Here is a 21,394-nt window from a genome sequence, read left to right as displayed (position 1 = left end):
TTGATAGATGTAAATAATTTTGAATTTATGAAAATTGGTTTGGCTTCTCCGGATAAGATTCGTTCATGGTCTTTCGGTGAGGTAAAAAAACCAGAAACTATCAACTATCGTACATTGAAGCCAGAAAAAGATGGATTGTTTTGTGAAAGAATTTTTGGCCCACAAAAGGACTGGGAATGTCATTGTGGAAAATATAAACGAGTACGCTATAAAGGCGTGGTCTGTGACCGTTGTGGAGTAGAAGTAACAAAAGCTAAGGTTCGTCGTGAGCGTATGGGGCACATTGAGTTAGCTGCCCCTGTATCTCATATTTGGTACTTCAAAGGTATTCCTAGCCGAATGGGATTAGTATTAGATATGTCGCCTAGGGCGTTAGAAGAAGTTATTTATTTTGCTGCATACATTGTTACTGATTCTGGTGATACTGCATTGGATAAAAAGCAACTTCTTTCCGAGAAAGAATACCGTGCATATCGTGATAAATACGGACAATCGTTCCAAGCGCAAATGGGTGCAGAAGCGATTAAAAAATTGCTTCAGGATATTGATTTAGAAAAAGAGGTTGACTTATTGAGAGAAGAGTTGAAAACAGCTCAAGGTCAGCGAAGAACGAGAGCAATCAAACGTCTTGAGGTTTTAGAAGCATTCCGTAATTCTGGGAATGAGCCTTCTTGGATGGTTCTAGATGTTTTACCAATTATCCCACCAGAATTAAGACCGATGGTACAGTTAGATGGTGGCCGTTTCGCCACATCTGACTTAAATGACTTATACCGTCGTGTTATCAACAGAAATAATCGTTTAAAAAGACTATTAGATCTTGGTGCTCCAAGCATTATTGTTCAAAATGAGAAACGTATGCTTCAAGAAGCAGTGGATGCGTTAATTGATAACGGTCGTCGTGGCCGCCCTGTAACAGGTCCAGGTAATCGTCCATTAAAATCACTTTCTCATATGTTGAAAGGGAAACAAGGTCGATTCCGTCAAAACTTACTAGGTAAACGTGTTGACTACTCTGGCCGTTCTGTTATTGTTGTTGGTCCACATTTAAAAATGTATCAGTGTGGTCTTCCAAAGGAAATGGCAGTCGAGCTTTTCAAACCGTTTATCATGAAGGAATTAGTTGAAAGAGGTTTGGCGCACAATATCAAATCTGCTAAACGTAAAATTGAAAGATTGCATCCTGAAGTATGGGATGTATTAGAAGAAGTTATTAAAGAACACCCTGTTCTACTTAACCGTGCACCTACATTGCACCGTCTTGGTATTCAAGCATTTGAACCAACATTAGTAGAAGGTCGTGCTATACGTCTTCACCCATTAGTGTGTACAGCATATAACGCTGACTTTGATGGTGACCAAATGGCAGTTCACGTACCATTGTCTGCTGAAGCACAGGCTGAAGCGCGTATTTTAATGCTAGCTGCACAAAATATCTTAAACCCTAAAGATGGTAAACCGGTTGTAACACCATCACAGGATATGGTATTAGGTAACTACTATGTAACAATGGAACGTGCTGGTGCGGTTGGTGAGGGTATGGTCTTTAAAGATATTAGTGAGGCTATTATTGCTTATCAAAGTGGTTATGCCCACTTGCATACACGAATTGCGGTGCAAGCATCTTCATTAGGTAAAGAAAACTTTAAGGAAGAACAAAAAAATCAATTACTTTTAACTACTGTTGGTAAACTAATCTTTAATGATATGCTACCTACATCATTCCCTTATATGAATGAACCGACTCAACAAAATTTAGAGGTGGCAACACCAGACAAGTACTTTGTTGAAAAGGGTGCTAATATTAAAGAAATTATTGCAGAGCGAGAAGTAATTAAACCATTTAAAAAAGGTATTCTTGGAGATATCATCGCTGAAGTATTTAAGAAGTTTAAGATTAGCGAAACATCTAAAATGCTTGACCGTATGAAAGATCTTGGATTTACGTATTCTACAAAAGCAGGTATTACTGTTGGTGTGGCAGATATCGTAGTATTGGCTGAAAAAGAAAAGATTTTACATGAAGCCCAAGAAAAAGTTGATAAGGTATTGAAGCAGTTCCGCCGTGGTTTAATTACGGATGAGGAACGCTATGATCGAGTTATTTCTATCTGGTCACAAGCCAAAGATGTCATTCAAGAAAAGCTAATGAAAACTTTAGATCCTAGAAACCCAATCTTTATGATGAGTGACTCAGGAGCTCGTGGTAATGCTTCTAACTTTACACAGTTAGCTGGTATGCGTGGTCTAATGGCCAACCCGGCTGGTAGAATTATTGAGTTACCGATTAAGTCTAGTTTCCGTGAAGGGTTAACAGTACTAGAGTACTTTATCTCGACTCACGGTGCGCGTAAAGGTCTTGCAGATACTGCACTTAAGACTGCGGATTCAGGTTACTTAACTCGTCGTCTTGTTGATGTGGCACAAGATGTAATCATTCGTGAAGAAGATTGTGGAACTGATCGTGGATTAACAGTTGCCTCTATTACGGAAGGTACTGAAATGATCGAGCCACTAATCGACCGTTTAATTGGAAGAACAGCGTTCCAAAATGTTCGTCATCCAGAAACGAAGGATATTATTATACCGAAAAATGAAGTGATTACAGAAGATATCGCAAAAGATATTTTGGAAGCTGGTATTGAAGAAGTAACTATTCGCTCTGTATTTACATGTAACACTAAACACGGAGCATGTAAAAAATGTTATGGACGTAATCTAGCTACTGGTGAAGAGGTAGAGGTTGGAGAAGCTGTAGGAATTATCGCTGCACAATCTATCGGTGAACCAGGAACACAGCTTACTATGCGTACATTCCACACTGGTGGTGTTGCGGGTAGTGACATCACACAGGGTCTTCCACGTATCCAGGAGATATTCGAGGCTAGAAACCCTAAAGGGCAAGCTGTTATCTCTGAAATGATTGGTACAGTTCAAGATATAAACGAAGTGAAAGATAAGCAAGAAATAGTAATCCAAGGTGAAGTAGAAAGTAGAACATACACTGCGCCTTATGGTGCTAGACTGAAAGTGGCTATCGGCGATCAAGTAGGTGCAGGTCAACCACTAACAGAAGGTTCTATTGATCCTAAAGAATTACTGAAAATTAAAGGTATTGACGGGGTACAGACGTACTTACTTAAAGAAGTACAGAAAGTTTACCGTATGCAAGGGGTAGAAATTGGTGATAAACACGTTGAAGTAATGGTTCGTCAGATGTTACGTAAAATACGTGTTGCTGATGCAGGAGATACAGAAGTCCTTCCGGGATCCTTGTTAGAAATTCACCAGTTTAGAGATGCAAACACTCGCGTTTTACGTGAAGGTGCGCAGCCAGCAGTTGGTAGACCAGTACTTCTAGGTATTACCAAAGCTTCATTAGAAACAGATTCATTCTTATCTGCAGCTTCATTCCAAGAAACGACACGTGTTTTAACCGATGCAGCTATAAAAGGTAAACGTGATGAATTACTAGGATTGAAGGAAAATGTAATAATTGGTAAATTGGTACCTGCTGGAACAGGTATGCAAAAATACCGTAAGATTACAGCAGAAACGGAAGAAGTAATAGATGAAACACCAGAAGATCATTTAACAGAAGAAGTTAGACAATAGATTGTTAATGAACAAGAACAAGGTGTAATGGTGGAAGCACTTATTGAATTTATGACATTCTAGCTATAATACTTGAAAATTAAAGTTGACATAGAAAATATAGAATGATAATATATTCAAGGTGCTTCCGTTATCCTTGTTGCTTTGGAGGATATAGTAAAATGTCTTATGAAAAAGTAGCAGAGGTTAAGAATAATCTTATTATCGGAACCAAACAAACGATAAAAGCCATGAAAAATGGTGAAGTTCACGAGGTTATTGTTGCTGAGGATGCTGACCAGCATATAACTAGTAAAGTGTCGCGTCTTGCAAAAGAAATGAATATCCCATGTTTTACAGTCGATTCTATGAAGAGATTAGGTAAAGCTTGTGGAATAGATGTAGGTACCGCGACGGTGGCGATAAAGCAATAGGAGTTTTGGTGAATAAATAGATTCACGAAAGCTTTGTTTTTTGCCTTAAGATGAACCACCTGGATGTGTGGTATTACAAAAGACAACCGAAAGGAGGAAACATAATGCCTACTATTAACCAATTGGTACGCAAAGGCCGTGTGAGTAAAGGTAAAAAATCTGACTCACCTGCATTGAATAAAGGATATAACAGCTTCAAAAAATCTTTAACTAACCAGTCTTCACCACAAAAACGTGGTGTATGTACACGTGTTGGTACATTAACTCCAAAGAAACCAAACTCTGCACTACGTAAATATGCGCGTGTGCGTTTGACTAATGGAATTGAGGTAACAGCATACATTCCTGGAATTGGACACAACCTTCAAGAACACAGTGTAGTATTAATTCGTGGAGGACGTGTAAAAGATTTACCAGGGGTACGTTATCACATCGTACGTGGTGCGCTAGATACAGCTGGTGTTGAAGGGCGTTCACAAGGACGTTCTAAATACGGTACTAAGCGACCTAAGAAATAATAAATGACACATTAAACTAGAAGGAAGGAGGGGAGACATATGCCACGTAAAGGACCAGTACCAAAACGTGATGTCTTACCGGATCCGTTATACAACTCAAAGCTAGTAACTCGTTTAATCAACCAAATTATGGTGGATGGACAAAGAGGGAAAGCTCAAAAAATTCTTTATAAATCTTTTGAACTTGTTCAAGAACGTAGTGGTCAAAACGCTATGGAGGTTTTCGAACAAGCAATGAAGAATGTAATGCCAGTACTTGAAGTACGCGCTCGTCGTGTTGGTGGTTCAAACTACCAAGTACCAGTAGAGGTGCGCCCTGAGCGCCGTCAAGCTCTAGGTTTACGCTACATTGTAAACTATTCTCGTTTACGCGGGGAAAAAACAATGGAAGAACGTCTTGCGAATGAAATTCTTGATGCATCAAATAATACAGGTGCAGCAGTTAAGAAACGCGAAGATATGCACAAAATGGCAGAAGCAAACAAAGCATTTGCTCACTATCGTTGGTAATCTATTTGTAAAAGGTATAACAGCTATCCCTGACTATATAAACCTCAAAGTGGCATTTGCCACTAGAGGGTATAGGGAAGCAAGGTTCGATGGAATGCTGATTTAGATCTATTAGATTGAAATCGGTATGTCGAACTAACCTACATAAGTAGGACCAGGTTGTTAGTTTCTTAATTAAAGCAGACAACTAAAATAAATTTCATACTAGGAAGGAGAAATATTCATGCCAAGAGAGTTCTCCTTGGAGAAGACGCGTAATATCGGTATTATGGCACACATTGATGCTGGTAAAACAACTGCAACTGAACGTATTCTTTTCTATACAGGACGTATCCATAAAATTGGTGAAACTCACGAAGGGGCTTCACAAATGGACTGGATGGAGCAGGAGCAAGAACGTGGTATTACAATCACTTCTGCTGCTACAACTGCTCAATGGAAAGGACACCGTATCAACATTATTGATACTCCAGGACACGTAGACTTCACTGTAGAGGTTGAACGTTCATTGCGTGTACTTGATGGATCGGTTGCTGTACTAGATGCACAGTCTGGTGTTGAGCCACAAACTGAAACAGTTTGGCGTCAAGCAACAACTTATGGTGTTCCGCGTATTGTATTCGTTAATAAAATGGATAAGATTGGTGCAGATTTCTTATATTCAGTAGGTACTCTTGGAGATCGTTTAGGTGCTAATGCACACCCAGTACAACTTCCTATTGGTGCTGAAGACGATTTTGAAGGTATTATTGATCTAATCTCAATGGAAGCTTTCTATTACTTGGATGATTTAGGAACTCGTGCTGAAGCACGTCCTATTCCAGATGATATGAAAGAGCTTGCTGAAGAATATCGTACTAAATTAATAGAAGCTGTCGCTGAACTAGATGAAGAATTAATGATGAGATACCTTGAAGGGGAAGAAATCTCTAACGATGAACTTAAAGTAGCGGTTCGTAATGCTACATTAAGCGTTGAATTCTACCCTGTATTCTGTGGATCTGCATTTAAAAACAAAGGTGTACAATTGTTGATTGATGGGGTAATTGATTACCTTCCAGCACCAACTGACGTACCACCAATTGAAGGTATCATCCCACAAACAGAAGAGAAAGTAGTTCGTAAATCTAGCGATGAGGAACCGTTCTCTGCTTTAGCATTTAAAGTGGCAACAGATCCATTCGTTGGTAAATTAACTTTCTTCCGTGTGTACTCAGGTACATTAGAAGCTGGGTCATATGTTAAAAACTCTACGAAGGACAAACGTGAACGTGTAGGTCGTATTCTACAAATGCACGCTAACTCTCGTGAGGAAATCTCTACTGTTTATTCTGGTGATATTGCTGGTGCAGTAGGTTTAAAAGATACTAGTACAGGGGACACTCTATGTGACGAAAAGAATTTAGTTATTCTAGAATCTATGGAATTCCCAGAACCAGTTATCTCAGTTGCAATTGAACCTAAGTCAAAAGCAGACCAAGATAAAATGTCTGTTGCATTAGGTAAACTTGCTGAAGAGGATCCAACATTCAGAACTGAAACAAACCCTGAAACGGGTCAGACAATTATCTCAGGTATGGGTGAACTACACTTAGATATCATTGTTGACCGTATGAGACGTGAATTTAAAGTGGAAGCGAATGTAGGTGCTCCTCAAGTATCTTACCGTGAAACTTTCCGTTCTGCTGCTGAAGTAGAAGGTAAATTCGTACGTCAATCAGGTGGACGTGGACAATATGGTCACGTTTGGATCAAATTCGAACCTAATGAAGAGGGTGCAGGATTTGAATTCGAAAACAAAACTGTTGGTGGATCTGTACCACGTGAATACATTTCATCAGTTGAAGCTGGTGTTAAAGAAGCAATGGAAAATGGTGTAGTAGCTGGATTCCCATTAATCGATCTAAAAGCTACATTGTTTGACGGAAGCTACCACGATGTTGACTCAAACGAGACTGCATTTAAGGTTGCTGCTTCTATGGCACTAAAAGCAGCTAAAAACAAATGTAACCCAGCTCTACTTGAACCAATGATGAAGGTAGAAGTTGTTATCCCAGAAGAATATATGGGTGACATTATGGGTGATATCACTTCACGTCGTGGACGTGTAGAAGGTATGGAAGCACGTGGAAACAGCCAAGTTGTAAAAGCATTTGTACCACTTTCAGAAATGTTTGGTTATGCAACTGCACTACGTTCTAACACACAAGGACGTGGAACTTACACAATGCACTTCGATCATTACGAAGAAACACCGAAGAGCATTACTGAAGAAATTATTAAGAAACATGCTGGTGAATAATTGTTGATTTTTTCGTTATTCTCAAGTATAACTTGTATTGTAAGCTTAGAGACAACAGTAGGTTGTTTCTAAGCCCAACATACATTTATTATAAAATAAACACTTTTACTTACTTAAAGGAGGAACTATAAATGGGTAAAGAAAAATTTGATCGTTCCAAAGACCACGTTAATATTGGTACAATTGGACACGTTGACCATGGTAAAACAACTTTAACAGCTGCAATCACTAACGTACTATTCAACAAATACGGCAGAGGGGAAGCACGCGCTTACGACCAAATCGATGGTGCTCCTGAAGAAAGAGAACGTGGTATCACAATCTCTACTGCACACGTTGAGTATGAAACTGACGCACGTCACTATGCACACGTTGACTGCCCAGGACACGCTGACTATGTAAAAAACATGATCACTGGTGCTGCACAAATGGACGGAGCTATCCTAGTAGTATCTGCTGCTGATGGTCCAATGCCACAAACTCGTGAGCACATCCTATTATCACGTCAAGTAGGTGTACCTGCAATCGTAGTATTCCTAAACAAATGTGATATGGTTGATGACGAAGAACTTCTTGAGTTAGTAGAAATGGAAGTTCGTGACCTTCTTTCTGAGTATGACTTCCCTGGTGATGACGTACCAGTAATCAAAGGTTCTGCTCTTAAAGCATTAGAAGGAGAAGAGCAGTATGTAAATGCTATCTTCGAACTTATGAATGCTGTTGATGAGTATATCCCAAGACCAGATCGTGACACTGAAAAACCATTCATGATGCCAGTTGAGGATGTATTCTCAATCACTGGTCGTGGAACTGTTGCTACTGGACGTGTTGAGCGTGGAGTAGTTAAAGTTGGAGACGAAGTTGATATCATTGGTTTAACTGAAGAGCCAAAGAAAACAACTGTAACTGGTGTTGAAATGTTCCGTAAACTTCTTGACTATGCTGAAGCTGGAGATAACATTGGTGCACTTCTTCGTGGTGTTGCACGTGATGATATCAATCGTGGACAAGTTCTTGCTAAGCCAGGAACAATTACTCCACACACAAAGTTCAAAGCTGAAGTTTATGTACTATCTAAAGAAGAAGGTGGACGTCATACTCCATTCTTCGGTAACTACCGCCCTCAGTTCTACTTCCGTACAACTGATGTAACTGGTGTAGTAAACCTTCCTGAAGGCGTAGAAATGGTTATGCCTGGAGATAACGTTGAAATGACTGTTGAACTTATCTCTCCAATCGCAATTGAAGATGGAACTAAGTTTTCAATTCGTGAAGGTGGACGTACAGTAGGCGCTGGCGTTGTTGCATCAATCCAAGAATAAATAGTTATTAAAAAAAAACAGGTAGCAAATTGCTGCCTGTTTTTTTGTTTTAAATTTAAAAATCAGCTGATGTGGACAACATGCAAATTCAGCCTCGTCAAATTCCGAGCGTCAGAGACTAGCGAAACTCCCCTCGCCTCCGTACGATAACAATTCTAAGCTGAGTCTAAATTCCGAAATCACTTCGTTCACCGTGTTGCTATTTTCTCCTGCGGCTCAGTCAAAACGGTTTCGGTGGGACGAGTAACTGCGCTAAGGAGAACTACTTGGAGTAATCACCACAGAAACAAGTGTTATTCTTGTTTCGACTTACAGTCTGTACATCACTAACCGGTGCTCTGCGCTTTTGGGTCTGGATAAGTTTTTCAGGTTATATACAAGACATTTCCTTAGAGCATCCAAGCCATATAGTGGTATTAGGAATAAACGCAAACTTCATTATAAGTACTTTTATTTACAACATGGGAATACTTGAATAGGAATTTTCCAAATAAGAGAGAGACAATTTGATGAAGATAATAGGTTAGTTTAAAACAGGACCATGGTAATATTAGTAAACTTAAGACTAAAACTTGAAAGTAGTATTAGTCTAATGTATAATACAAAAAGTGCTAAATAAATTATTTTTTATTCAATGTAATTTATGGTTGCAATCACTAGACATTATCTATATAATATATAATGTTGGTCATTTAAAAGGCGATGATGCGGAAGGTTGTCGACACACCCGGCCCCTTTGCCATGGCGGGTATGTGGAGGAATTTTCGCGGAGAATGTCTATTATAAAATGGGCGTAAAGGAGGGAAAATAATGGCAAAAGAGAAGATTAGAATTCGTTTAAAAGCATACGATCACCGTATTCTTGATCAATCTGCAGAAAAGATTGTAGAAACAGCAAAACGTTCAGGTGCTAGTGTTTCTGGACCGATTCCATTGCCGACTGAAAGAGCAGTCTATACAATACTTCGTGCGGTACACAAGTACAAAGATTCTCGAGAGCAATTCGAGATGCGTACACACAAACGTCTTATCGATATAGTTAGTCCAACACCACAAACAGTTGACTCGCTAATGCGTTTAGACTTACCATCTGGTGTGGATATTGAAATTAAACTTTAATAGAAAATTTTATTTTTATAGGAGGTGTAACGGATGACGAAAGGAATCTTAGGTCGCAAAGTCGGTATGACTCAACTTTTCTCAGAAGATGGTGTGTTAACTCCGGTAACTGTAATTCAAGCTGAACCAAACGTGGTTCTTCAACTAAGAACATTAGAAAACGATGGTTATGAAGCTGTACAATTAGGATTTGCAGACAAAAAAGAGTCGCGCTCTAACAAGCCTGCAAAAGGGCATGCTGAGAAAGCAAACACAACCCCTAAGCGCTTCATTCGTGAATTCCGTAACGCTAATCTTGATAATTATCAATTGGGTCAAGAAATTAGTGTAGAGGTTTTTCAAGCTGGAGACAAAATTGATGTAACTGGTACATCAAAGGGTAAAGGATTTCAAGGTGCAATTAAACGTCACAACCAATCTCGTGGACCAATGAGTCACGGTTCTCGTTATCATAGAAGACCAGGTTCTATGGGTGTTATTGATCCAATGCGTGTTTTTAAAGGTAAAAACTTACCTGGACAAATGGGTGGCGAACAAGTAACAATCCAGAACCTTGAAGTAGTAAAGGTTGATGCTGAGCGTAATCTATTACTAGTAAAAGGAAACGTACCTGGAGCTAAACAATCATTCGTTAAAATTACGAGTGCAATAAAGGCTAACTAATTACAAACTGAAGGGAGGATATGTCATGCCTAAAGTAGCACTATTTAACCAAAGCGGATCGCAAGTAGGCGATGTTGAATTAAATGATTCAGTATTTGGTATTGAACCAAATGAGCATGTATTACATGATGCGGTAGTAATGCAACGTGCATCACTTCGTCAAGGTACACATGCAGTTAAAAACCGTTCAGAAGTACGTGGCGGTGGACGTAAGCCGTGGCGCCAAAAAGGTACAGGACGCGCACGTCAAGGTTCTATTCGTTCTCCACAATGGGTAGGCGGTGGAACTGTATTCGGTCCTACACCACGTAGTTATAGCTATAAACTTCCTAAGAAAGTACGTAGACTTGCACTTAAATCTGCACTTTCTTCTAAAGTGAAAGAAGATAGCTTAGTAGTACTAGAAGGCCTTTCTTTTGAAGCGCCAAAAACAAAACAAGTTGTAACACTTCTTTCTTCTTTAAACGTTGAAGAAAAAGCGTTGATCGTAACTGCTGACAAAGATGAAGTAGTTGTTCGTTCAGCTAGCAACTTACCAAACATTAAAGTATTAACAGTAAGCGAAGTAAATGTATTAGACTTGCTTACGCATGACAAGCTGATCATTACTAAAGATGCAGCGGAAAAAGCAGGGGAGGTGCTTGCATAATGAAAGATCCTCGTGATATTATTAAGCGCCCTGTCATTACTGAACATTCTGCAGATTTGATGGCAGATAAAAAATACACATTTGAAGTAAGTACCAAAGCTAACAAAACTGAAATTAAAGACGCTATTGAACTAATTTTTGGTGTAAAAGTGGAGCAAGTAAACACTATGAACTTAAAAGGTAAATTCAAGCGTATGGGTCGTTATGGTGGATTCCGTGCAGACCGTAAAAAAGCAATTGTTAAGCTTTCTGAAGACAGCAAAGAACTAGAGTTCTTTGAAGGAGTATAATAAATCTATTTGATAAAGGAGGGAAAATAGATGGCGATTAAGAAGTATAAACCAACTTCTAATGGTAGACGTGGTATGTCAGGATCTGATTTCGCAGAAATCACAACTGATCAACCAGAAAAATCCCTACTTGCCCCGTTGAGCAAACGTGGTGGACGTAATAATCAGGGTAAATTGACTGTTCGTCATCAAGGCGGTGGACATAAGCGTAAATACCGTATCATCGATTTCAAACGTAACAAAGATGGAATACCAGGACGCGTTGCTACAATCGAGTATGATCCAAACCGTACAGCTAATATTGCGCTAATTAACTATGTAGATGGTGAAAAACGCTATATTCTAGCACCAAAAGGATTAGTAGTAGGACAGGAAATAGTTTCTGGTGAAGGTGCAGACATTAAAGTAGGTAATGCATTACCACTTGAAAACATTCCAGTTGGTACTATTATTCATAACGTGGAATTAAAGCCAGGACGCGGTGGACAATTAGCACGTTCTGCAGGTTCTCAAGCACAAATCCTTGGCCGTGAAGGTAAATATATCCTAGTACGTTTAACTTCTGGTGAAGTGAGATTAGTATTAGGAACTTGCCGTGCTACAGTAGGCCAGGTTGGTAACTTAGAACACGAATTAATCAACGTTGGTAAAGCTGGTCGTTCTCGTTGGAAAGGTATCCGTCCAACAGTACGTGGTTCTGTAATGAACCCTAACGATCACCCACACGGTGGTGGTGAAGGACGCGCTCCAATCGGACGTAAATCACCAATGTCACCATGGGGTAAACCGACACTTGGTTACAAAACTCGTAAACGTAATAAATCAACAGATAAATTTATTGTACGTAAACGTAAAAAATAACGGGGTTGAACGACGGGAACAAAAACCCGTCCGTCAATCGCGAAGGGAGGCTTATATATGGGTCGTAGTCTAAAAAAAGGACCTTTCGCAGATGATCATTTGATGAAAAAAGTTGAGAAATTGAACGAAGACGATAAGAAACAAGTAGTAAAAACTTGGTCTCGTCGTTCTACAATTTTCCCAAATTTCGTCGGTCATACAATTGCAGTATATGACGGTCGCAAACACGTACCTGTTTATGTTACTGAAGATATGGTTGGACATAAATTAGGTGAATTCGCACCATCCCGCACGTTCAAAGGGCATGCTGGCGATGACAAGAAAACAAAACGCTAAATGAGAGGAGGCACTCCTAATGCAAGCAAAAGCTGTTGCTAAAACTGTTCGTATTGCTCCTCGCAAAGTTCGTTTGGTTATCGATTTAATTCGAGGGAAAAGTGTTGGAGAAGCAATTGCGATTTTGAAACATACACAACGTGGTGCATCACCAGTTGTTGAAAAAGTATTGAACTCTGCTATCGCAAACGCAGAGCATAACTATGAAATGAACCCAGATAACTTATATATATCTGAAGCATTTGTTGACGAAGGTGTTACATTGAAACGTTTCCGTCCACGTGCTATGGGTCGTGCAAGTCAAATCAATAAAAGAACTAGCCACATTACAGTGGTTGTATCAGAAAAGAAGGAGGGATAATCTGTGGGTCAAAAAGTTAATCCGATAGGACTTCGTGTCGGCGTTATCAAAGATTGGGAATCCAAATGGTACGCTGGTAAAGATTATGCAGACTTATTACATGAAGATATTAAAATTCGTGAATATATTGAGCAACGCCTAAAAGATGCAGCCGTTTCAAGTATTGAAATTGAACGTGCAGCTAACCGCGTGAATATCTCTATCTCAACTGCAAAACCAGGTATGGTAATTGGTAAAGGCGGTTCTGAAGTTGAAGCACTTCGTAAATCACTTAATGCTTTAACTGGAAAAAGAGTTCACATTAATATTGTAGAAGTTAAAAAAGCTGATTTAGACGCAAAATTAGTTGCTGAAAATATCGCTCGTCAATTAGAAAATCGTATTTCATTCCGACGTGCGCAAAAACAAACTATTCAACGTGCAATGCGCGCTGGTGCAAAAGGTATTCGTACACAAGTATCAGGTCGTCTTGGTGGCGCTGATATCGCTCGTGCTGAATCTTATAGTGAAGGAACTGTACCACTACACACATTACGTGCTGATATTGCTTATGGTACTGCAGAAGCAGATACTACTTATGGTAAGCTTGGTGTTAAAGTGTGGATCTATCGTGGTGAGGTCCTTCCAACTAAAAACAAAAAGTAAGGAAGGGGGCAAGCATTATGTTAATGCCTAAACGTGTTAAACATCGTAAGCAACACCGTGGAAAAATGAAAGGCCAAGCAAAAGGCGGTACGTCTATTGCTTTTGGTGAATATGGTTTACAAGCTCTTGAAGCTTCATGGATTACTAGCCGTCAGATCGAAGCAGCTCGTATTGCTATGACTCGTTATATGAAACGTGGCGGTAAAGTTTGGATTAAAATCTTCCCAGATAAGCCTTATACTGCTAAGCCTCTAGAAGTTCGTATGGGTTCCGGTAAAGGTGCTCCAGAAGGATGGGTAGCAGTAGTTAAACCAGGTAAAATAATGTTTGAAATAGCAGGGGTTTCTGAAGAAGTAGCACGTGAAGCTTTACGTCTAGCATCTCACAAACTTCCAGTTAAAACTAAGTTTATAAAACGTGAAGAAATTGGTGGTGAAATCAATGAAGGCTAATGAAATCAGAGAACTAACCACTGCCGAAATTGAACAAAAAGTTAAATCTTTAAAAGAAGAACTATTCAACTTGCGTTTCCAATTAGCTACTGGTCAATTGGAAAACACTGCGCGTCTTCGTGAAGTTCGCAAATCAATCGCACGTATGAAAACAGTTGTTCGCGAGAGAGAACTAAGCGTAAATAACTGATAACGAAGGAGGTAAGCCTCAGAATGAGTGAACGTAACAATCGTAAAGTCTATACTGGTCGTGTAGTATCAGACAAAATGGATAAAACCATCACAGTTCTAGTTGAAACGTATAAATTCCATAAACTTTATGGTAAACGTGTTAAGTATTCAAAGAAATTTAAAGCTCATGATGAAAACAACCAGGCAAAAACTGGTGATATCGTTCGTATCATGGAAACTCGTCCGCTATCAGCTACTAAGCGTTTTCGCCTAGTTGAAGTAGTAGAGGAAGCAGTAATTATTTAATAAAGTTCGCTCGGATTTATTCCGAAGGGAGGGTACAGTGGTATGATACAACAAGAGACTCGTTTGAAAGTTGCAGATAACTCTGGAGCACGTGAAGTACTAACAATTAAAGTACTAGGTGGTTCTGGGCGTAAAACTGCAAATATTGGTGATGTAATCGTGTGTACGGTTAAACAAGCAACACCAGGTGGCGTTGTCAAAAAAGGTGAAGTTGTTAAGGCTGTAGTTGTTCGTACAAAAAGTGGAGTGCGACGCAAAGATGGATCTTACATCAAATTTGATGAAAATGCAGCAGTAATTATTCGTGATGATAAAAGTCCAAGAGGTACTCGTATCTTTGGGCCGGTAGCACGTGAATTACGTGATGCGAAGTTTATGAAAATCGTATCTCTAGCTCCAGAAGTACTATAAAGGCACGTTAAGAAGTGTAAGGAGGTGCGTCTAGCATGCATGTGAAAAAAGGTGACAAAGTTCAGGTGATCTCTGGTAAGGATAAAGGTAAACAAGGGACAGTTCTTGTAGCTTATCCAAAGAAAGAACGAATTCTAGTAGAAGGTGTTAATGTTGTTAAAAAACACGCTAAACCTTCTCAAGATAACCCACAAGGTGGAATTCTTAACCAAGAAGCACCTATTCATGTTTCTAATGTTTTGCCAATTGATCCGAAATCTGGCGAACCAACAAGAGTTGGATATGAAGTACGTGACGGAAAGAAAGTTCGTATCGCTAAAAAATCCGGTCAAGCGTTAGATAAATAAATTAGCGACGAAAGGAGGGCTACTCGATGAACGCATTGAAACAAAAATATCAAAGCGAAATCGTTTCATCATTAGTTGAAAAATTCAACTATGATTCTGTTATGGAAGTACCAAAGGTAGAAAAAATCGTTATTAATATGGGTGTTGGTGATGCAGTGCAAAACTCTAAAGCATTAGATACTGCTGTAGAAGAATTAGCACTAATCTCTGGTCAGCAACCTTTAATTACAAAAGCAAAAAAATCAATTGCTGGATTCCGTTTACGTGAAGGAATGCCTATCGGCGCTAAAGTAACCCTTCGTGGTGAACGTATGTATGAGTTCCTACAAAAGCTTGTAGATGTATCACTACCACGTGTACGTGACTTCCGTGGTGTATCTAAAAAAGCATTTGATGGTCGTGGTAACTATACATTGGGTGTAAAAGAACAATTGATTTTCCCAGAAATAAATTATGACCAAGTAAACAAAGTTCGTGGTATGGACATCGTAATTGTTACAACAGCAAATACTGATGAAGAAGCTAGTGAACTGTTAACACAACTTGGCATGCCTTTCCAAAAATAAGCGTTAAAGCTAACAAGGAGGGAAAATTGTGGCTAAGAAATCAATGATTGCGAAACAAAAACGTCCGCAAAAATTTAAAGTACAAGAATACACACGTTGTGAAAGATGTGGTCGTCCTCATTCTGTATTACGTAAATTTAAACTTTGCCGTATTTGTTTCCGTGAACTTGCCTATAAAGGTCAAATTCCTGGTGTCAAAAAAGCAAGCTGGTAAACCCCGTTTAGGGAAGGAGGTAATGATTAATGGTTATGACAGATCCAATCGCAGATATGCTTACACGAATTCGTAATGCAAACATGGTACGCCATGAGAAGTTAGAACTACCTGCTTCAAAAGTTAAAAAAGAAATTGCGGATATTTTAAAACGTGAAGGTTTTGTTCGTGATTATGAATTTATAGAAGATAGTAAGCAAGGTGTACTACGTATTTTCTTAAAATACGGTACAAACGAAGAGAGAGTAATTACAGGTTTAAAACGTATTAGTAAACCAGGATTACGCGTTTATGCTAAAGCTGATGAGCTTCCAAAAGTACTAAACGGACTTGGTATTGCAATCGTTTCTACATCAAAAGGTGTATTGTCTGACAAAGAAGCACGTGAGCAAGCTATCGGCGGCGAAGTGCTTGCATACATTTGGTAATCAACATTTACAGATAGGAGGTGCTCTTAAATGTCTCGTATAGGAAAAAGTATTCTTGAAATCCCTCAAGGTGTAGAAATCAAACTTGATCAAAACACTGTAACGGTTAAGGGACCTAAAGGTGAACTTACTCGTAAGTTCCACGAAGATATGACTATTAAAATCGAAGATAACGTTCTAACTGTTGAACGTCCAAGTGATAATAAACTTCACCGTGCTTTACACGGAACTACTCGTAGCATTATCGGTAATATGGTAGAGGGTGTACACAAAGGATTCGAAAAAGCACTTGAGATCCAAGGTGTAGGTTACCGTGCAACTAAGCAAGGTAACAAAGTTATTATCAGCGCTGGTTATTCTCACCCAGTTGAAGTAGAACACCGTGACGGAATCGAAATCGAAGTACCATCTAACACTAGATTAGTTGTTAAAGGTATCGATAAAGAGGCAGTGGGTGCTGTTGCAGCAAACATTAGAGCTATTCGTCCACCAGAGCCGTATAAAGGTAAAGGTATCCGTTATGAAGGCGAACATGTTCGTCGTAAAGAAGGTAAAACAGCTAAGTAAGGTTAGTTAGGAATAGAAAGGAGTGACTTAGATGATCACAAAGCCTGACAAAAATCTTGTACGTAAGAAAAGACATATGCGTGTTCGTAAAAACCTATTTGGTACTGCGGAACGTCCTCGTCTAAACGTATTTCGTTCAAATAAACATATCTATGCACAACTAATAGATGATATAAATAAAAAGACTTTGGCAAGTGCTTCTACTATGGATAAAGAATTCAATCTTGATTCTACTGGAAATATCGAAGCAGCTCAAAAAGTTGGTGCACTTCTTGCAACTCGTGCGCAAGAAAATGGACACAAAATCGTGGTATTTGACCGTGGTGGATATTTATACCATGGACGTGTGAAAGCTTTAGCAGATGCTGCCCGCGAGGCAGGTCTAGAATTTTAATCGTTAAAGGAGGGACATATATTGCGTACAAACATTGACCCGAATAAATTGGATCTAGAAGAACGCGTTGTAACTATTAACCGTGTTGCAAAGGTTGTTAAAGGTGGACGTCGTTTCCGCTTTGCTGCTCTTGTAGTAGTTGGTGATAAAAATGGTCACGTTGGATTTGGTACTGGTAAAGCACAAGAAGTTCCAGATGCAATTAAAAAAGCAATAGATGATGCTAAGAAAAATCTAATTAATGTACCTATCGTAGGTACGACTATCCCACACGAAATCACTGGTGGATTCGGTGCTGGAAGCATTTTGTTAAAACCTGCTTCTGAAGGTACTGGAGTTATTGCAGGTGGACCAGTTCGTGCTGTACTTGAACTTGCAGGTGTAGGTGACATTTTATCTAAATCTTTAGGTTCAAATACACCAATTAACATGGTTCGTGCAACTATTAATGGACTTGGTGATCTTAAACGTGCTGAAGAAGTTGCAAAACTTCGTGGAAAGTCAGTAGAAGAATTGTTAGGATAGGAGGGAAATCATATGGCTAAACAGTTAGAAATTACCCTCACGCGCAGTGTTATTGGTAGATCTGAAGTTCAGAAAGCTACTGTTAAAACACTTGGTCTAAATAAAATTCGTCAATCAGTAGTCCGTGAAGATACTCCTGTCGTGCGAGGCATGATTAACAAAGTATCACATTTAGTAGAGGTTAAAGAAGTATAAATCATAAAGCGCAAAGAGGAGGTGCTCACACATGAAACTTCATGAATTGAAGCCATCACAAGCTCGTAAACAGCGTAATCGTGTAGGTCGTGGAACGTCTTCAGGTAATGGTAAGACATCTGGTCGCGGTCATAAAGGTCAAAACTCTCGTTCTGGTGGAGGAGTTCGTCCTGGTTTTGAAGGTGGTCAAATGCCTTTATTCCAACGTTTACCAAAACGTGGTTTTACGAATATTAATCGTAAAGAATTTGCGATTGTAAATTTAGAAGTATTAAACAACTTTGAAGAAGGCACAGAAGTTACACCTGAGCTTTTACTTGAAACTGGTATTGTTAGCAAGTTAAAAGCAGGAGTTAAAGTTCTTGGAAATGGAAATGTTGAAAAGAAACTTACCGTAAAAGCTCACAAATTCTCTGCTTCTGCAAAAGAAGCAATTGAGGCAGCGGGCGGTCAAACTGAGGTGATTTAATGTTCCGTGCAATCTCCAATTTTGTGCGTGTGGCTGATATTAGAAATAAGATCGTCTTTACATTATTAATGTTAATCGTGTTTAGGCTAGGTACTTTTATTCCAGTACCTTTTGCTAATCGTCAAGCGCTTGACATTATAAATCAACAAAGTGTTTTTGGCTTTTTAAATACATTCGGAGGCGGGGCATTAAAGAACTTTTCTATTTTTGCGATGGGGATTATGCCGTATATCACTGCCTCCATCATCATGCAATTATTGCAGATGGATGTTGTACAAAAGTTTTCTGAATGGAAAAAACAAGGCGAGGTTGGACGTCGTAAACTTGCACAGTTCACACGTTATGCCACGATTGTCCTTGCACTTATACAAGCGAGTGCAATGTCAGTAGGTTTTAACGCGATGACAGGTGGCCAGTTAATTGAGAACCCAGGTGTTGGTAAATTTATTGTAATTGCACTAGTTTTAACTAGTGGGACTGCATTCTTAATGTGGTTAGGTGAACAAATTACTGCGCATGGTGTTGGAAATGGTATTTCAATTCTGATTTTTGCGGGTATCGTATCAGCGATCCCTAATGGAGTAAACCAAATATTTGTACAGTATTTTGGCGATGGTGTTGGTGATGACTTATTTATTAACATTGTTATTGTTGCGTTAATTGCATTGTTAGTATTAGCTGTTATTGTTGGAGTTATTTTTATCCAGCAAGCACTACGTAAAATACCAGTACAATATGCTAAAAAGGTAGTTAACCGTTCTCCAGTAGGTGGTCATTCAACCCATTTACCTTTAAAAGTAAATGCAGCAGGGGTTATTCCAGTAATCTTTGCAGTATCGTTTATTATAGCTCCTAGAACTGTTGCTGGTTTTTTTGATACAAATGAATTTGCCCAAACTATTGGGAACATCTTTGACTATACAAAACCAATCGGCATGGTAATCTATGTAGCGTTAATCGTAGCATTTACTTACTTCTATACATTTGTTCAAGTAAATCCTGAACAAATGGCAGAGAACTTAAAGAAGCAAGGTGGATATATTCCAGGGATAAGACCAGGAAAAAATACAGAAACGTATCTTACTCGTGTAATGTACCGTTTAACATTTGTTGGATCGATTTTTCTAGCAGCAGTGGCTGTCTTACCGTTAATATTGGGTAGCCTTGCAAATCTGCCTCAAGCAATCCAAATTGGTGGAACTAGTTTATTAATTGTTGTAGGTGTTGCTCTACAAACAATGAAACAACTAGAAAGTCAATTGGTTAAGCGTCACTACAAAGGTTTTATTAAATAGACAGTTTGTTTGATGAGAAAGAGAGCGAGGGGAAATTCGGTGAATTTAATCTTAATGGGTCTTCCTGGTGCTGGAAAAGGTACGCAGGCTGAAAAGATAGTAGAAAAATATCAGATCCCTCATATCTCAACAGGAGATATGTTCCGTTTAGCTATTAAAGAAGGAACGGAACTCGGTAACAAAGCTAAAAGTTTTATGGATAAAGGTGAACTAGTTCCGGATGAGGTCACAATTGGTATTGTTAGAGAAAGATTAAGTAAAGATGATTGTAAAAAAGGTTTCCTGTTAGATGGCTTTCCAAGAACAGTAGCACAGGCACAAGCTCTTGAAGACCTTCTAACAGATATGGAACAATCACTTGATTATGTTCTTCATGTAGATGTTCCTAAGGATGATCTGGTTAAACGTTTAACAGGAAGACGAATCTGTCCTGACTGTGGTGCAACATACCATGTAATCTATAATCCTCCTAAACAAGAGGGGATCTGCGATAAAGATGGTGCAACGTTGATCCAAAGGAAAGATGATCAGCCTGAAACAGTTTCCAAGCGTCTTGAGGTTAACCTTGAACAAACACAACCGATGTTAGACTTCTACCGTGACAAAGGATATCTTGTCTCCATAAATGGTTCACAGGAAATTTCAAAGGTATTTCAGGATATCGATGACAAACTTGGAGAATTAGCTTAATGATTATTTGCAAAACGCCACGCGAAATTGAAGTTATGCAGAATGCAGGGAAGATTGTTGCTTTAACCCATCAGGAATTAAAGAAACATATCGAACCGGGTATTACAACAAAGGAATTGGATAACATTGCTGAGAATTTCATTCGTAGTATGGATGCAATTCCTTCGTTTAAAGGTTATAATGGATTTCGTGGTAGTATTTGCGCTTCCGTTAATGAAGAGCTTGTCCATGGTATTCCTGGAAACCGTCGTTTAAATGACGGTGATATTATCAGTATTGATATTGGTGCTAAGTACAAGGGATATCATGGTGATTCTGCATGGACTTATCCTGTTGGTATCATTGACAACAGTACTGAACATTTGCTACAAGTTACTGAAGAATCTTTATATAAGGGTCTTGATGAAGCGAAACCAGGTGTACGCCTTTCAAATATATCTCATGCTATTCAGCAGTATGTAGAAAAGCAAGGGTTTAGTATTGTTAGGGAATATGCTGGTCATGGTGTTGGTAAAGAACTCCATGAGGATCCAACAATTCCTCATTACGGTCCTCCTAATAAAGGACCACTGTTGAAGCCTGGCATGGTTTTAGCCATCGAACCGATGGTAAATGCAGGGAAACGTTATGTAAAAACACTTGCAGATAATTGGACGGTAGTCACCCAAGATGGTAAAATGTGTGCTCACTTTGAACATACTATTGCTATCACAGAAGAAGGTTATCAGATCTTAACAATAGCCTAAGTGAAGGTGATCGT

30 protein-coding genes are annotated in these 21,394 nt (G+C 39.1%); all 30 read left to right on the top strand.

Features of this window, described 5'->3' with window-relative positions; all coding sequences use genetic code 11:
* The 30 genes from rpoC to map all read left to right on the top strand — a co-directional run bounded on the left by rpoC (window position 1) and on the right by map (window position 21,380).
* Window positions 1-3,615 carry a DNA-directed RNA polymerase subunit beta' gene (gene rpoC, locus H7K77_RS02695; protein WP_186576175.1) on the top strand — a complete coding sequence of 1,205 codons (3,615 nt, stop codon included), beginning with the start codon at window positions 1-3 and terminating at the stop codon, window positions 3,613-3,615.
* 161 nt (window positions 3,616-3,776) lie between these two features.
* Window positions 3,777-4,028 carry a 50S ribosomal protein L7ae-like protein gene (locus H7K77_RS02690; protein ID WP_186576174.1) on the top strand — a complete coding sequence of 84 codons (252 nt, stop codon included), beginning with the start codon at window positions 3,777-3,779 and terminating at the stop codon, window positions 4,026-4,028.
* 104 nt (window positions 4,029-4,132) lie between these two features.
* A complete protein-coding gene (rpsL, locus tag H7K77_RS02685; protein WP_186576173.1) occupies window positions 4,133-4,546 on the top strand; it encodes a 30S ribosomal protein S12 in 414 nt (137 codons plus the stop codon).
* A gap of 39 nt (window positions 4,547-4,585) precedes the next feature.
* The gene (rpsG, locus tag H7K77_RS02680; RefSeq protein WP_186576172.1) at window positions 4,586-5,056 is read left to right on the top strand and encodes a 30S ribosomal protein S7; all 471 of its coding nucleotides are present in this window, start codon (window positions 4,586-4,588) and stop codon (window positions 5,054-5,056) included.
* A 223-nt stretch (window positions 5,057-5,279) separates the two neighbouring features.
* A complete protein-coding gene (gene fusA, locus H7K77_RS02675) occupies window positions 5,280-7,358 on the top strand; it encodes an elongation factor G (protein ID WP_186576171.1) in 2,079 nt (692 codons plus the stop codon).
* Window positions 7,359-7,489: 131 nt separating this feature from the next.
* The gene (gene tuf, locus H7K77_RS02670) at window positions 7,490-8,680 is read left to right on the top strand and encodes an elongation factor Tu (RefSeq protein WP_186576170.1); all 1,191 of its coding nucleotides are present in this window, start codon (window positions 7,490-7,492) and stop codon (window positions 8,678-8,680) included.
* A gap of 810 nt (window positions 8,681-9,490) precedes the next feature.
* Window positions 9,491-9,799 (top strand): 30S ribosomal protein S10, encoded by a 309-nt coding sequence (gene rpsJ, locus H7K77_RS02665; RefSeq protein WP_186576169.1) that lies wholly within the window; start codon window positions 9,491-9,493, stop codon window positions 9,797-9,799.
* 33 nt (window positions 9,800-9,832) lie between these two features.
* Entirely contained in the window at window positions 9,833-10,462 is a 630-nt protein-coding gene (rplC, locus tag H7K77_RS02660; RefSeq protein ID WP_186576168.1) for a 50S ribosomal protein L3, read from the top strand.
* 25 nt (window positions 10,463-10,487) lie between these two features.
* Window positions 10,488-11,111: a 50S ribosomal protein L4 gene (gene rplD, locus H7K77_RS02655; RefSeq protein WP_186576167.1), complete on the top strand. Its 624-nt coding sequence runs from the start codon at window positions 10,488-10,490 to the stop codon at window positions 11,109-11,111.
* On the top strand, window positions 11,111-11,401 hold the full coding sequence (rplW, locus tag H7K77_RS02650; protein WP_186576166.1) for a 50S ribosomal protein L23: 291 nt from the start codon (window positions 11,111-11,113) through the stop codon (window positions 11,399-11,401). Before rplD ends, rplW begins: the two co-directional genes overlap by 1 nt.
* A 30-nt stretch (window positions 11,402-11,431) precedes the next feature.
* Window positions 11,432-12,262 carry a 50S ribosomal protein L2 gene (gene rplB, locus H7K77_RS02645; RefSeq protein ID WP_186576165.1) on the top strand — a complete coding sequence of 277 codons (831 nt, stop codon included), beginning with the start codon at window positions 11,432-11,434 and terminating at the stop codon, window positions 12,260-12,262.
* A gap of 57 nt (window positions 12,263-12,319) precedes the next feature.
* Window positions 12,320-12,598, top strand: coding sequence for a 30S ribosomal protein S19 (rpsS, locus tag H7K77_RS02640; protein ID WP_186576164.1), 279 nt, complete (start codon window positions 12,320-12,322; stop codon window positions 12,596-12,598).
* A gap of 19 nt (window positions 12,599-12,617) precedes the next feature.
* Complete coding sequence (rplV, locus tag H7K77_RS02635) at window positions 12,618-12,959, top strand: 50S ribosomal protein L22 (protein WP_186576163.1); 342 nt, start codon at window positions 12,618-12,620, stop codon at window positions 12,957-12,959.
* Between the two features lie 3 nt (window positions 12,960-12,962).
* On the top strand, window positions 12,963-13,604 hold the full coding sequence (gene rpsC / locus H7K77_RS02630) for a 30S ribosomal protein S3 (protein ID WP_186576162.1): 642 nt from the start codon (window positions 12,963-12,965) through the stop codon (window positions 13,602-13,604).
* Window positions 13,605-13,621: 17 nt separating this feature from the next.
* A complete protein-coding gene (gene rplP, locus H7K77_RS02625; RefSeq protein ID WP_186576161.1) occupies window positions 13,622-14,056 on the top strand; it encodes a 50S ribosomal protein L16 in 435 nt (144 codons plus the stop codon).
* The gene (gene rpmC / locus H7K77_RS02620) at window positions 14,046-14,246 is read left to right on the top strand and encodes a 50S ribosomal protein L29 (RefSeq protein WP_017473656.1); all 201 of its coding nucleotides are present in this window, start codon (window positions 14,046-14,048) and stop codon (window positions 14,244-14,246) included. The genes rplP and rpmC overlap by 11 nt, the downstream gene beginning before the upstream one ends.
* Window positions 14,247-14,269: 23 nt before the next feature.
* The gene (gene rpsQ / locus H7K77_RS02615; protein ID WP_186576160.1) at window positions 14,270-14,533 is read left to right on the top strand and encodes a 30S ribosomal protein S17; all 264 of its coding nucleotides are present in this window, start codon (window positions 14,270-14,272) and stop codon (window positions 14,531-14,533) included.
* A 42-nt stretch (window positions 14,534-14,575) separates the two neighbouring features.
* Complete coding sequence (gene rplN, locus H7K77_RS02610) at window positions 14,576-14,944, top strand: 50S ribosomal protein L14 (protein WP_186576159.1); 369 nt, start codon at window positions 14,576-14,578, stop codon at window positions 14,942-14,944.
* Window positions 14,945-14,979: 35 nt separating this feature from the next.
* Window positions 14,980-15,291, top strand: coding sequence for a 50S ribosomal protein L24 (gene rplX, locus H7K77_RS02605; RefSeq protein ID WP_186576158.1), 312 nt, complete (start codon window positions 14,980-14,982; stop codon window positions 15,289-15,291).
* A 26-nt stretch (window positions 15,292-15,317) separates the two neighbouring features.
* Window positions 15,318-15,857 carry a 50S ribosomal protein L5 gene (gene rplE, locus H7K77_RS02600; RefSeq protein ID WP_186576157.1) on the top strand — a complete coding sequence of 180 codons (540 nt, stop codon included), beginning with the start codon at window positions 15,318-15,320 and terminating at the stop codon, window positions 15,855-15,857.
* A gap of 28 nt (window positions 15,858-15,885) precedes the next feature.
* On the top strand, window positions 15,886-16,071 hold the full coding sequence (locus H7K77_RS02595) for a type Z 30S ribosomal protein S14 (RefSeq protein ID WP_143891650.1): 186 nt from the start codon (window positions 15,886-15,888) through the stop codon (window positions 16,069-16,071).
* A 29-nt stretch (window positions 16,072-16,100) separates the two neighbouring features.
* Entirely contained in the window at window positions 16,101-16,499 is a 399-nt protein-coding gene (rpsH, locus tag H7K77_RS02590; protein ID WP_186576156.1) for a 30S ribosomal protein S8, read from the top strand.
* 30 nt (window positions 16,500-16,529) lie between these two features.
* The gene (rplF, locus tag H7K77_RS02585) at window positions 16,530-17,066 is read left to right on the top strand and encodes a 50S ribosomal protein L6 (protein ID WP_186576155.1); all 537 of its coding nucleotides are present in this window, start codon (window positions 16,530-16,532) and stop codon (window positions 17,064-17,066) included.
* A gap of 31 nt (window positions 17,067-17,097) precedes the next feature.
* The gene (gene rplR / locus H7K77_RS02580) at window positions 17,098-17,460 is read left to right on the top strand and encodes a 50S ribosomal protein L18 (RefSeq protein WP_186576154.1); all 363 of its coding nucleotides are present in this window, start codon (window positions 17,098-17,100) and stop codon (window positions 17,458-17,460) included.
* A gap of 21 nt (window positions 17,461-17,481) precedes the next feature.
* Window positions 17,482-17,985, top strand: coding sequence for a 30S ribosomal protein S5 (rpsE, locus tag H7K77_RS02575; RefSeq protein ID WP_186576153.1), 504 nt, complete (start codon window positions 17,482-17,484; stop codon window positions 17,983-17,985).
* A gap of 12 nt (window positions 17,986-17,997) precedes the next feature.
* Complete coding sequence (rpmD, locus tag H7K77_RS02570) at window positions 17,998-18,180, top strand: 50S ribosomal protein L30 (RefSeq protein ID WP_186576152.1); 183 nt, start codon at window positions 17,998-18,000, stop codon at window positions 18,178-18,180.
* Window positions 18,181-18,211: 31 nt separating this feature from the next.
* Complete coding sequence (gene rplO / locus H7K77_RS02565; RefSeq protein WP_186576151.1) at window positions 18,212-18,649, top strand: 50S ribosomal protein L15; 438 nt, start codon at window positions 18,212-18,214, stop codon at window positions 18,647-18,649.
* Window positions 18,649-19,944, top strand: coding sequence for a preprotein translocase subunit SecY (gene secY, locus H7K77_RS02560; RefSeq protein WP_186576150.1), 1,296 nt, complete (start codon window positions 18,649-18,651; stop codon window positions 19,942-19,944). Before rplO ends, secY begins: the two co-directional genes overlap by 1 nt.
* Before the next feature lie 39 nt (window positions 19,945-19,983).
* On the top strand, window positions 19,984-20,634 hold the full coding sequence (locus H7K77_RS02555; RefSeq protein ID WP_186576149.1) for an adenylate kinase: 651 nt from the start codon (window positions 19,984-19,986) through the stop codon (window positions 20,632-20,634).
* On the top strand, window positions 20,634-21,380 hold the full coding sequence (gene map / locus H7K77_RS02550; RefSeq protein WP_186576148.1) for a type I methionyl aminopeptidase: 747 nt from the start codon (window positions 20,634-20,636) through the stop codon (window positions 21,378-21,380). The genes H7K77_RS02555 and map overlap by 1 nt, the downstream gene beginning before the upstream one ends.
* Window positions 21,381-21,394: the final 14 nt, after the last annotated feature.

This window comes from Aquibacillus kalidii, from assembly GCF_014280935.1.
In the GTDB taxonomy this organism is placed as follows: Bacteria; Bacillota; Bacilli; order Bacillales; family Amphibacillaceae; genus Aquibacillus_D; species Aquibacillus_D kalidii.
This window is presented reverse-complemented; position numbering and strand designations above follow the sequence as displayed.

Bases quoted from the DNA above. Each gene is read 5' to 3' on its own strand.
- rplX (WP_186576158.1), top strand. From the start codon at position 14,980: ATGCATGTGAAAAAAGGTGACAAAGTTCAGGTGATCTCTGGTAAGGAT.
- rplN (WP_186576159.1), top strand. From the start codon at position 14,576: ATGATACAACAAGAGACTCGTTTGAAAGTTGCAGATAACTCTGGAGCA.
- rpmC (WP_017473656.1), top strand. From the start codon at position 14,046: ATGAAGGCTAATGAAATCAGAGAACTAACCACTGCCGAAATTGAACAA.
- rplV (WP_186576163.1), top strand. From the start codon at position 12,618: ATGCAAGCAAAAGCTGTTGCTAAAACTGTTCGTATTGCTCCTCGCAAA.
- secY (WP_186576150.1), top strand. From the start codon at position 18,649: ATGTTCCGTGCAATCTCCAATTTTGTGCGTGTGGCTGATATTAGAAAT.
- rplC (WP_186576168.1), top strand. From the start codon at position 9,833: ATGACGAAAGGAATCTTAGGTCGCAAAGTCGGTATGACTCAACTTTTC.
- map (WP_186576148.1), top strand. From the start codon at position 20,634: ATGATTATTTGCAAAACGCCACGCGAAATTGAAGTTATGCAGAATGCA.
- rpsQ (WP_186576160.1), top strand. From the start codon at position 14,270: ATGAGTGAACGTAACAATCGTAAAGTCTATACTGGTCGTGTAGTATCA.
- tuf (WP_186576170.1), top strand. From the start codon at position 7,490: ATGGGTAAAGAAAAATTTGATCGTTCCAAAGACCACGTTAATATTGGT.
- rplP (WP_186576161.1), top strand. From the start codon at position 13,622: ATGTTAATGCCTAAACGTGTTAAACATCGTAAGCAACACCGTGGAAAA.
- rplR (WP_186576154.1), top strand. From the start codon at position 17,098: ATGATCACAAAGCCTGACAAAAATCTTGTACGTAAGAAAAGACATATG.
- rplO (WP_186576151.1), top strand. From the start codon at position 18,212: ATGAAACTTCATGAATTGAAGCCATCACAAGCTCGTAAACAGCGTAAT.
- rpsS (WP_186576164.1), top strand. From the start codon at position 12,320: ATGGGTCGTAGTCTAAAAAAAGGACCTTTCGCAGATGATCATTTGATG.
- rplF (WP_186576155.1), top strand. From the start codon at position 16,530: ATGTCTCGTATAGGAAAAAGTATTCTTGAAATCCCTCAAGGTGTAGAA.
- rplW (WP_186576166.1), top strand. From the start codon at position 11,111: ATGAAAGATCCTCGTGATATTATTAAGCGCCCTGTCATTACTGAACAT.
- rplE (WP_186576157.1), top strand. From the start codon at position 15,318: ATGAACGCATTGAAACAAAAATATCAAAGCGAAATCGTTTCATCATTA.
- rplD (WP_186576167.1), top strand. From the start codon at position 10,488: ATGCCTAAAGTAGCACTATTTAACCAAAGCGGATCGCAAGTAGGCGAT.
- fusA (WP_186576171.1), top strand. From the start codon at position 5,280: ATGCCAAGAGAGTTCTCCTTGGAGAAGACGCGTAATATCGGTATTATG.
- rplB (WP_186576165.1), top strand. From the start codon at position 11,432: ATGGCGATTAAGAAGTATAAACCAACTTCTAATGGTAGACGTGGTATG.
- H7K77_RS02690 (WP_186576174.1), top strand. From the start codon at position 3,777: ATGTCTTATGAAAAAGTAGCAGAGGTTAAGAATAATCTTATTATCGGA.
- rpmD (WP_186576152.1), top strand. From the start codon at position 17,998: ATGGCTAAACAGTTAGAAATTACCCTCACGCGCAGTGTTATTGGTAGA.
- rpsG (WP_186576172.1), top strand. From the start codon at position 4,586: ATGCCACGTAAAGGACCAGTACCAAAACGTGATGTCTTACCGGATCCG.
- rpsJ (WP_186576169.1), top strand. From the start codon at position 9,491: ATGGCAAAAGAGAAGATTAGAATTCGTTTAAAAGCATACGATCACCGT.
- rpsL (WP_186576173.1), top strand. From the start codon at position 4,133: ATGCCTACTATTAACCAATTGGTACGCAAAGGCCGTGTGAGTAAAGGT.
- rpsH (WP_186576156.1), top strand. From the start codon at position 16,101: ATGGTTATGACAGATCCAATCGCAGATATGCTTACACGAATTCGTAAT.